The organism is Streptomyces sp. NPDC001093, assembly GCF_040298985.1.
Lineage (GTDB): Bacteria > Actinomycetota > Actinomycetes > Streptomycetales > Streptomycetaceae > Streptomyces.
The window spans coordinates 1-9897 of the sequence record NZ_JBEPBF010000217.1 but is presented as its reverse complement, the minus strand read 5'-3'; the positions used below and the strand labels follow the sequence as shown (position 1 = coordinate 9897).

Genomic DNA, 9897 nt, shown 5'->3' with positions numbered 1-9897 from the left:
GCCCGGTTACATTCCGAACCCGGAAGCTAAGCCTCACAGCGCCGATGGTACTGCAGGGGGGACCCTGTGGGAGAGTAGGACACCGCCGAACAATTTTTGGGAAAGGCCCACGCCGGAAGGCGTGGGCCTTTCTGCATTTCAGGACCTGCAGTACCCCGAAGGGCGGCAGAGCCACGGCGGATCAAAGCCGGCCCGCCGCCTTCAGAGCCAGGTACGCATCCGCCAGCGCCGGCGCGAGAGCCTCCGGCGTCGCGTCCACAACCGTCACACCATGCCGTCGTAGCTGTTGAGCGGTGCGCTGACGCTCGCTCTGTGCCTGAGCCGCCGCTGCTGCCTCGTACACCGCCTCCGCGCTGCCCCGGGACTCTGCCATCCGGGCGATGTGCGGGTCGGCCACTGAGGCGACCAGAAGGGTGTGCCGTTGAGTGAGCTGCGGAAGCACGGGGAGCAGACCCTGCTCCACGGGTGCCGCGTCGAGCGTCGTGAGCAGCACGATCAGGGATCGGCGAGGTGCCGTACGCAGAGCTGCCGCGGTGAGGCCCCGGGAGTCGGTCTCGACGAGTTCCGGTTCCAGCGGGGCCATGGCGTTCACCAGGCCCGGCAGTACGTCTCCTGCCGACCGGCCTTGAACCAGGGCCCGTACCCGGCGGTCGTACGCCAGGAGCGCCACGCGGTCGCCGGCTCGGGAGGCCAGGGCCGCCAGGAGGAGTGCCGCGTCCATGGAGGCGTCGAGGCGTGGTGCGTCGCCCACGCGGCCGGCCGAGGTGCGGCCGGTGTCCAGGACGAGCAGGATGTGCCGGTCGCGTTCGGGGCGCCAGGTGCGGACGGCGACGGCGGACTGGCGGGCGGTGGCTCGCCAGTCGATCGAGCGGGTGTCGTCTCCGGGAACGTACTCGCGCAGGCTGTCGAACTCCGTTCCCTCGCCGCGGGTCAGCACGCTGGTCCTGCCGTCCAGTTCACGCAATCGGGCGAGTTTCGACGGGAGATGCTTCCGGCTGGTGAACGGGGGAAGAACTCGTACGGACCAGGGCAGCTTGTGGGTGCCTTGGCGGGGCAACAGGCCGAGGGGGCCGTAGGAGCGGATCGTCACGCGGTCGGCCTGGCGGTCGCCGCGGCGGGTGGGACGCAGCCGGGTTGTCACGCGTCTGCGTTCGCCCGGGGGGACGGCCAGACGGTGGCGGGAGGCCTCGATCTCGGTGCCCGGCAGCCAGCTGCTGGGCGGCCATGCGTCCCGCAGCTGTGCCCGAAGGGGGCGACGGGACGGGTTGGTGATCGTGAGCGTGACGTCGGCGGCCTCCCCGAGACGGGTGGAGGTGTCGCCGGACCGGGACAGGACGAGCCGTCGTACGGGTGCGGCGAGCGCGTAGTCGCAGGCGCAGGCGAGGGCCAGGGGGCCGTTGACCGCGAGGATGCCGGTCCAGCCGGGTTCCAGGATGCCGACGGGGATCGAGCCGAGGGCCGCGAGGAGGGCGGCGCGTCCGGTGAGTGCCATCAGCGGGGGACCGGGACGTGCGCGAGGATGGCGTTGATGACGGAGTCCGCCGTCACGCCTTCCATCTCCGCCTCGGGGCGCAGCTGGACCCGGTGGCGCAGGGTGGGCAGGGCGAGTGCCTTGACGTCGTCGGGGATGACGTAGTCGCGGCCCGTCAGCCAGGCCCAGGCGCGTGAGGTGGCCAGGAGAGCGGTGGCGCCGCGCGGGGAGACGCCGAGGGTGAGGGAGGGCGACTCCCGGGTGGCGCGGCAGAGGTCCACGACGTACGCGGTGATCTCGGGGGACACGGTCGTCTTCGCGACGGCGGCGCGGGCGGCTTCCAGGTCGGTGGGTCCGGCGACGGGGCGTACGCCGGCGGCGCGCAGGTCTCGTGGGTTGAAGCCCGAGGCGTGGCGGGTCAGGACGTCGATCTCGTCCTGGCGGGAGGGCAGAGGGATCGTCAGTTTGAGGAGGAATCGGTCCAGTTGGGCCTCGGGGAGGGGGTAGGTGCCCTGGTATTCGACGGGGTTCTGCGTCGCGGCGACCAGGAACGGCTCGGGGAGCGGGCGGGGTGTGCCGTCGACCGTGACCTGGCGTTCCTCCATGGCTTCCAGGAGGGAGGACTGGGTCTTGGGCGGGGTGCGGTTGATCTCGTCCGCGAGGAGGAGGTTGGTGAAGACGGGGCCGGGCTGGAAGGAGAACTCGGCGCTGCGGGTGTCGTAGACGAGGGAGCCGGTGATGTCGCTCGGCATCAGGTCGGGGGTGAACTGGACGCGCTTGGTGTCGAGTTCGAGTGCGGATGCCAGGGCGCGGACGAGCAAGGTCTTGGCGACTCCGGGGACTCCTTCGAGGAGAACGTGTCCGCGGCAGAGGAGGGCGACGACTAGGCCGGTCACGGCGGGGTCCTGGCCGACCACGGCTTTGGCGATCTCGGCGCGCAGGGCTTCCAGGGAGGCTCGGGCGGTGCCCGCGTCCCCGGTGGTCCCGGCGTTGTCAGTGGTCGGGTCCATCATGAACGGCGTACCTCTCCTTCGAGGGCGTCGAGTTGGTCGGTCAGTGCGATGAGGGCCGCGTCGTCGCCGGGCCGCGGTCCGAAGAGGAGCGAGTGCAGGGCCTGTTGGTCACCGGTGAGGTGTGCGGACAGGGCAGGGAGCAGGGTCTCGGGCGTGTGCGCCTGGGTGACGGGGATGCCGACCAGGGGGGCGAGGCGGATGCGGGTGGCGGAGCGAAGAGCGGCGGCCGCGCGGTCGCGAGCGTCGGCTTTGCGGTAGAGGCGGGCGCGGCCTTCGGCGGTCTCCGAGGCGCGGATCGCGACGGGGAGTTTTTCGGGCACGAGGGGGCCGAAGCGGCGTGCCCGCCAGAAGGCGGCGAGGCCCGCTGCGATGAAGAGCTGCAGGGTGCCCCAGAGCCAGCCCGAGGGGAGCAGGTCGAGGAAGTTCTTCCGGCCGCCGGTGCCGGTGGCCGAGGCGTCGGAGAGCGAGGGGAGGTACCAGACCAGATGGGGGCGCGAGCCGAGGAGTTGGAGGGCGAGCGAGGCGTTGCCCTGCTTGTCGAGGCGGTCGTTGTAGAGGATGTCGGGCGCGCCGAGCACGACGGTGTCGCCGCCCCCGGATGCCTCGGGGATGCGCAGCAGGGTGGCAAGGCGCTGGCTGGGGTAGCAGCGGTCGGCGTCGAGGCGGGTCGTGGTGTAGCGGATGCCGCCGGTGTCGGCGCTGCCCGCGCGCCGGGCCTCGGGCAGCGTGCAGCCGGGGGCGAGCGTGGTGGCGCTGCTGGTGGCGGGGTCTGCGGTGACTCCGGGCGCGAGTCGTTCCACGGAGGGGCTGCCGGCCGCGACGAGGACGGTGCGCCCGCCGGAGGTGGCGGTGTCCCTGCGCAGCTGGTCCTGTTGACGGCTCGTCAGCAGGTCGGGTACGGCGACCAGGAGCGTGGTGTCCGCTCCGGCGGCGTTGCGTGCGACGCCGAGCGTGGTGACCACACGCGTGGAGACGCCATGGCCGGCGAGGAGTTGGGCGACGGCACGGCTGCCGTAGGGGTCGGCGGATCGCGGGTCCAGTTCGCCGTGCCGGACTGTGGAGCGTACGGCCGCCATGGCGACGGCCGCCACCAGGATGAGCGCGGCGGCGAGCGCGATGCCTCGTGCGCGGGTCCACACCTGGCGGACGGTGGGCGCGGTGGAGGTGGCCGGCAGCGTGGCCTCTGCGGTCACTCGGCGGCCCCCTGGTGGGTGGTGTGGGCCGTGCTGGTGGTGCTGTGGGCGAGGGTGGGCCTGGTGCGTTCGAGGTCGTGGTCGAGTTCGGCGATGCGGTGGTACGACTGCTCGGTCGCCCTGCGTCCGCCGTATGTCACGTCGTCGAACTCGCGGGCCGCGGCCCGCAGTCGGTCGGTGTGTGCGGGCAGGGTCCGGCCGGCCTCGGCGGCCGCTTCGTCGGCGGTGCGGCCCGGGCGGACGTCGAGCAGGGTGCGCTCCTCCAGGGAGCGGACCATGGCCCGCATGCGCTCCTGCACGGCCTGGTTCCAGTGGCCCTGGGCCGCGTGTGCCTCGGCGGCCGCGCGGTGTTCGGCGGCGCTGCGGGGGCGGTCGTCGAACAGGGCGGCGGCGGTGGAGGAGGGTTGCCTGCGCGGGGTGCCCAGGCGCCACCACAGGGCGGCCAGGACTGCGACGACGAACAGGACCACGACGACCAGGCCGATCGTGCCGCCGGGTGTCGACGAGGCGGCCGAGCTGAACAACCGGTCGAGCCAGTCCCAGAACGCGTTCAGTGCGCGCTGGAACAGCCCGGGATCGTTCTCGTGGTACATCCGCTTGGACAGCTCGCGGCGAGCCGCCTCCCGCGCGGGATCGCGCGGGGTGGTCACGGGCGGCCCGTCTCCCGAGCCGCCCGCTGCGCGGACGGCCGTGTCCGCCGCGCGCAGCAGGCCTTGTACGACCGTGCCGCCGGCGCCGGACGATGCCGGCGCCGTGAGCAGTCCCCCCGTGAGACTCACCGCATCAGCTCCCCGGGACGGGGCCGGGCCCGCCGGTGCTCTGGACACCGGCGGCGCGGGCCAGTTCGAGGTCGAGGGCCTCGCGGCGGATGCGCTGGTCGATGTAGAGGAGCACGGTGACGCCCGCGCTGATCGGCAGGGTGAGCGTGGTGCCGATCAGGGCGCCGATGCCGCGGATGATCAGGGCGGTCCAGCCGATGTGTCCGCCGCTGGTGCCGAGCACGTCGCCTGTGCTGTCGCCGCTGACGGCGGCCCCGATGAGGGTGAAGGGGATGGAGATGACCGACGCGACGATGACCGTGATGAGCAGGGTGAGCAGCACGATGCCGAAGGTGCGCCACCAGGAGCCGCGGACGAGCTTCGCGGAGCGCTTCAGGGACTTCACGATGCCCTGCCGCTCCAGCATCAGGGCGGGCGCGGCCAGGTAGAAGCGGATCCCCAGCCATACCGCGACGACGGTGGCCGCGAGGAAGCCGAGGGCGAGCAGGCCGGCTCCGTCGCCGATGTTCCCGGCGAGCAGGACGAGGATGCCGGGCAGTCCGCCGGCGAGCACGACTCCGGCGAAGATCAGGCCCAGCAGCATCAGCAGTCCGAAGAGTTTCAGGATCTGCGGTCGGGATTCGCGCCAGGCCTCGCCGGCGGTGACCGACCTGCCGAGGACGGCCCGGCTGGTGATGGTCGTGAGCAGGGCGGTCAGAAGGATGATGGCGACCGTGCGGATCACCGAGACGATGCCGGTGCCGATCATGGTTTCGCGCAGGGTGTGGAGCACTTCGCCGGGGCTGGCGTTGTTCGGGTCGTTGACCGTCGGCTGGACGGTGGCGTCGTTGAGCACGAAACCCTGCAGCAGGACCATGCTGGTGTTCAGGAGAAGGGACACCGCCAGCGAGATGCCGAGGACCGTGCGCCAGTGGGTGCGCATGGTGGAGACGGCGCCGTCGAGGATCTCGCCGACGCCGAGGGGGCGCAGCGGGATGACGCCGGGCTTGGCCGCGGGCGGGGGGCCGCCCCAGCCGCCGCCCCAGGCTCCGTGACCGCCGGGGGTGCCGTAACCGCCGTAACCGCCGTAGCCGCCGGGAGGGCCGCCGTACCCGCCTCCGTGGCTGCCGGGGCCGGCGGGCGGTTGTCCGGTCCAGCCCGGGCCGGGCGGCGGGGGCGGCGGGGTCTGGTGGGGGCTGGGGGCACCGGTGGGGGCGGACCACTGGCCGGGGGGCGGCTGCTCCTTGGACCACTTCACGCCTGGGCCCTGCGTGTCGGCATCCGGCTGCGGTGCTGGTGCGGTGTCGCCGGGACGGTCGGCAGGCTCGGCGGGACCGGACGCGCCGGGTTCCCGCCCCTCGTTCGACGGGGCGGTTCCGGGCGAGGCCCAGCCCGGAGTGTCTGTCATCGAAGCTCCTTCTCGGTGCCCGTCCGCGGTCGCGGCGGCAGGTTGGCAGCCATCGTGCCATGGGGTGGTCATGAAGGGACCGGCCGCGGTAGGCGCTGGATGCCTTCAATGGTCCGCCGGATTCGGGGCAGACTGACGGCATGGCTGATCAGCAGGCGCGAACCGACGGGGACAAGCGGTCGACCGAGATACCTGCGATCCGATGGGAGGAACCACCCGAAGGCCCTGTGCTGGTGCTTCTCGATCAGACGCGGCTGCCGGTCGAGGAGGTCGAGCTGGTGTGCACGGACGCGTCGGCGCTGGTGGAGGCGATCCGTTCGCTCGCCGTGCGCGGGGCGCCGCTGCTCGGGATCGCAGGGGCGTACGGTGTCGCGCTCGCCGCCGCGCGTGGCTTCGACGTGGCCGAGGCGGCGTGGGCCCTCGAGGGTGCCCGGCCCACCGCGGTGAACCTGTCCGTCGGCGTGCGCCGGGCCCAGGCCGCGTATCAGGCCGCGCTGGCGCGGAGCGGCGATGCCACCGAGGCGGCCACGGCGGCGCTGGCCGCGGCGCGGGCGCTGCACCGGGAGGACGCCGAGGCCAGTTCCCGGATGGCGGCTCACGGACTCGCGCTGCTGGACGAGCTGGTGTCCGGCGGCGGGTACCGGATCCTCACCCACTGCAACAGCGGTTCGCTGGTGTCGGGTGGTGAGGGCACGGCCTTCGCGGTGGCCCTCAAGGCGCACCGCGAGGGGCGGCTGCGGCGGCTGTGGGTGGACGAAACACGGCCGTTGCTGCAGGGCGCTCGCCTCACTGCGTACGAAGCGGCCCGTACCGGCATGGCGTACACCTTGCTCACCGACAACGCGGCGGGTTCGCTGCTCGCGGCCGGTGAGGTGGACGCGGTGCTGATCGGGGCGGACAGGATCGCGGCCGACGGCTCGGTGGCGAACAAGGTGGGGAGCTATCCGCTGGCTGTGCTGGCGCGGTACCACCATGTGCCGTTCATCGTGGTGGCGCCGGTGACGACGGTCGATCCGGACACTGCTGACGGGGCGTCCATCGAGGTCGAGCAGCGCCCCGGCTTCGAGGTGACCGAGATCGCCGCGCCTCAGGTGCCGGTGACGGGAGCGGGAGGCGGTGTTCCGGTGGCGCCCCTGGGGACCCAGGCGTACAACCCGGCGTTCGACGTGACGCCGCCCGAGCTGGTGACGGCCGTCGTCACCGAGGAGGGAGTGGTCTCACCCGTGACGGCCGAGGCGCTTGCGGAGCTGTGCGCCGGGTCGCGCCGGGCGGCGATCAGCTGATGGGCTGATGCCGGCTCGACCGCACCCCGCGAAGAGTGACCCTGTGCCCTCCCTTTGGCCCGCTTCATGGCCGGGCTCGGCGGACGGGGGCAGACAGTGACGGCCTCGTACGACTATCGTCACCGGCCAGTGACCTCGCTCACCAGCGCCTCTGTCACTGTTACGAGAATGGGATGATGTCGTTTATGAAGGGACGAGTCCTTGTCGTCGACGACGACACCGCACTGGCCGAGATGCTCGGCATCGTGCTGCGTGGTGAAGGTTTTGAGCCGTCTTTCGTAGCCGACGGCGACAAGGCGCTGGCCGCTTTCCGGGAGACCAAGCCCGATCTGGTCCTGCTCGACCTGATGCTGCCCGGACGGGACGGCATCGAGGTGTGCCGGCTGATCCGGGCCGAGTCCGGGGTGCCGATCGTGATGCTCACGGCCAAGAGCGACACCGTCGACGTGGTCGTGGGCCTGGAGTCGGGCGCCGACGACTACATCGTCAAGCCGTTCAAGCCGAAGGAGCTGGTCGCCCGGATCAGGGCGCGGCTGCGGAGGTCGGAGGAGCCGGCGCCGGAGCAGCTGACCATCGGTGACCTGGTCATCGATGTGGCCGGGCACTCGGTGAAGCGGGACGGGCAGTCGATCGCGCTGACCCCGCTGGAGTTCGACCTGCTGGTCGCGCTCGCCCGCAAGCCGTGGCAGGTCTTCACCCGCGAGGTGCTCCTCGAGCAGGTGTGGGGCTACCGGCACGCGGCCGACACGCGGCTTGTCAACGTGCACGTCCAGCGGCTGCGTTCCAAGGTCGAGAAGGACCCGGAGCGGCCCGAGATCGTGGTGACCGTCCGTGGTGTCGGTTACAAGGCCGGGCCGAGCTGACATGTCCGGGGACAGCGCCGCTTCGGCTCCCGGCCGGTCCGGAGCCCGTCCGGGGCGGCCTGTCGGCCGGACGCCGGGTGCCCGGTTGAGGACTCTTTTCGAGGGCGGGCTGCTCGAGGGCGGGGTCCACGGCAGCCCGGTCATCAGGCTGTTCCTGCGCTGGGTGCGTCGTCCGCTGCTGCCGGTGATGCGGTTGTGGCGACGCAACATCCAGCTACGGGTCGTCGCCACGACGCTGGTGATGTCCCTGGGCGTCGTCCTGCTGCTGGGCTTCGTCGTGATCGGGCAGGTGCGCAACGGCCTGCTGGACGCGAAGGTCAGGGCCTCGCAGAGCCAGGCCACGGGCGGCTTCGCGGTGGCCAAGCAGAAGGCCGACGAGGCGGCCGGCGGCGCCGGTACCGGTGCGCCCGCCGGGAGCGGCACCGCCGACGGCACCGCGACCGCGGACGGCCGGCAGCCGCAGAACGTCATCCAGTGGATGAGCGACCTCGTGGAGTCGCTGTCCAGCGGCGGTGCGGGCGCCTTCGACGTGGTCACGCTGCCCGTCGGCGACGACAGCGGCGGCGGCCGCAGCCCGCGCGGTTCCGGGAACGTCAACCCGACCTCCAGCATCCCCGACGACCTGCGCGAACGGGTCAACAGCGGTACGACGGCCGCTCAGAGCTACGCCCGGATCGTCTACGCCAACGGCAAGGAGTCGCAGCCGGCGCTGGTCATCGGCAAGCAGCTCAACGACCCGAACGGGCGGCCGTACGAGCTGTACTACCTCTTCCCGCTGACCCAGGAGGAGAAGTCCCTCAGCCTGGTCAAGGGCACGCTCGCGACCGCCGGGCTGTTCGTCGTCGTCCTGCTCGGCGCGATCGCCTGGCTGGTGGTGCGCCAGGTGGTCACGCCGGTGCGGATGGCGGCCGGGATCGCGGAGCGGCTGTCCGCCGGGCGGCTGCAGGAGCGGATGAAGGTCACCGGTGAGGACGACATCGCCCGTCTGGGCGAGGCCTTCAACAAGATGGCGCAGAACCTCCAGGTGAAGATCCAGCAGCTGGAGGACCTGTCGCGGATGCAGCGCCGGTTCGTGTCGGACGTCTCGCACGAGCTGCGCACCCCGCTGACGACCGTCCGTATGGCCGCCGACGTCATCCATGAGGCGCGTGAGGACTTCGACCCGGTGACCGCGCGCTCGGCCGAGCTGCTCGCCGACCAGCTGGACCGGTTCGAGTCGCTGCTCGCGGACCTGCTGGAGATCAGCCGTTTCGACGCGGGAGCGGCGGCGCTGGAGGCCGAGCCGATAGACCTCAGGGAGGTCGTCCGGCGTGTGGTCAGCGGTGCCGAGCCGCTCGCCGAGCGCAAGGGCTCCCACATACGCGTGGTCGGCGACCAGCAGCCCGTCGTGGCCGAGGCCGACGCCCGGCGTGTCGAGCGGGTGCTGCGCAACCTCGTCGTCAACGCCGTCGAGCACGGCGAGGGCAAGGACGTCATCGTCAAGCTCGCCGCGGCGGGTGGCGCGGTCGCCGTCGCGGTGCGCGACTACGGCGTGGGACTCAAGCCGGGCGAGGCGACGCGGGTCTTCAGCCGCTTCTGGCGGGCGGACCCGGCACGCGCGCGTACCACCGGCGGTACGGGCCTCGGGCTGTCGATCGCCCTGGAGGACGCGCGGCTGCACGGCGGCTGGCTGCAGGCCTGGGGCGAGCCGGGCGGTGGCTCCCAGTTCCGGCTGACGCTGCCCAGGACCGCCGACGAGCCGCTGCGGGGCTCGCCGATACCGCTGGAGCCCAAGGACTCGCGCCGCAATCGCGGCCTCGACGAGGCCGGTCTGCCCGGCGGAGGCGAGGAGAAGCGGGCGACCGTTCCGGTGCAGCCCAGCGGCGCCCAGGCGTCCGCGCTGCCGCCGCGCGCCCCGATCGCACCGCG

General features: G+C 72.4%; 8 protein-coding genes and 1 rRNA gene. 4 read left to right on the top strand and 5 right to left on the bottom strand.

Annotation, left to right across the window (positions count from 1 at the left end):
- Nucleotides 1-91 (top strand): 5S ribosomal RNA (gene rrf / locus ABT288_RS47935); the annotation flags it as partial.
- 90 nt (nt 92-181) lie between these two features.
- Here the strand turns inward: rrf and ABT288_RS47930 are convergent.
- The 5 genes from ABT288_RS47930 to ABT288_RS47910 are packed head-to-tail and all read right to left on the bottom strand — an operon-like array spanning nt 182 to nt 5843.
- A complete protein-coding gene (locus tag ABT288_RS47930; protein ID WP_351622836.1) occupies nt 182-1492 on the bottom strand; it encodes a DUF58 domain-containing protein in 1311 nt (436 codons plus the stop codon).
- Complete coding sequence (locus ABT288_RS47925) at nt 1492-2481, bottom strand: AAA family ATPase (protein WP_351622840.1); 990 nt, start codon at nt 2479-2481, stop codon at nt 1492-1494. Before ABT288_RS47925 ends, ABT288_RS47930 begins: the two co-directional genes overlap by 1 nt.
- Nucleotides 2481-3677, bottom strand: coding sequence for a DUF4350 domain-containing protein (locus ABT288_RS47920; RefSeq protein WP_351622833.1), 1197 nt, complete (start codon nt 3675-3677; stop codon nt 2481-2483). Before ABT288_RS47920 ends, ABT288_RS47925 begins: the two co-directional genes overlap by 1 nt.
- Nucleotides 3674-4456: a DUF4129 domain-containing protein gene (locus ABT288_RS47915; protein ID WP_450857635.1), complete on the bottom strand. Its 783-nt coding sequence runs from the start codon at nt 4454-4456 to the stop codon at nt 3674-3676. The genes ABT288_RS47920 and ABT288_RS47915 overlap by 4 nt, the downstream gene beginning before the upstream one ends.
- Before the next feature lie 4 nt (nt 4457-4460).
- Nucleotides 4461-5843 carry a glycerophosphoryl diester phosphodiesterase membrane domain-containing protein gene (locus ABT288_RS47910; protein WP_351622831.1) on the bottom strand — a complete coding sequence of 461 codons (1383 nt, stop codon included), beginning with the start codon at nt 5841-5843 and terminating at the stop codon, nt 4461-4463.
- A 140-nt stretch (nt 5844-5983) separates the two neighbouring features.
- Between ABT288_RS47910 and mtnA the strand changes: the two genes are divergently transcribed.
- From mtnA to mtrB, 3 genes are all read left to right on the top strand, one after another.
- Nucleotides 5984-7126, top strand: a complete 1143-nt coding sequence (gene mtnA, locus ABT288_RS47905; RefSeq protein ID WP_351622828.1) for an S-methyl-5-thioribose-1-phosphate isomerase — start codon at nt 5984-5986, stop codon at nt 7124-7126.
- A 173-nt stretch (nt 7127-7299) separates the two neighbouring features.
- Nucleotides 7300-7989: a two-component system response regulator MtrA gene (gene mtrA / locus ABT288_RS47900; protein ID WP_191870552.1), complete on the top strand. Its 690-nt coding sequence runs from the start codon at nt 7300-7302 to the stop codon at nt 7987-7989.
- A 1-nt stretch (nt 7990) separates the two neighbouring features.
- Nucleotides 7991-9897, top strand: a 1907-nt coding sequence (gene mtrB, locus ABT288_RS47895) for an MtrAB system histidine kinase MtrB (protein ID WP_351622825.1), incomplete at its 3' end; no start/stop codon positions are given.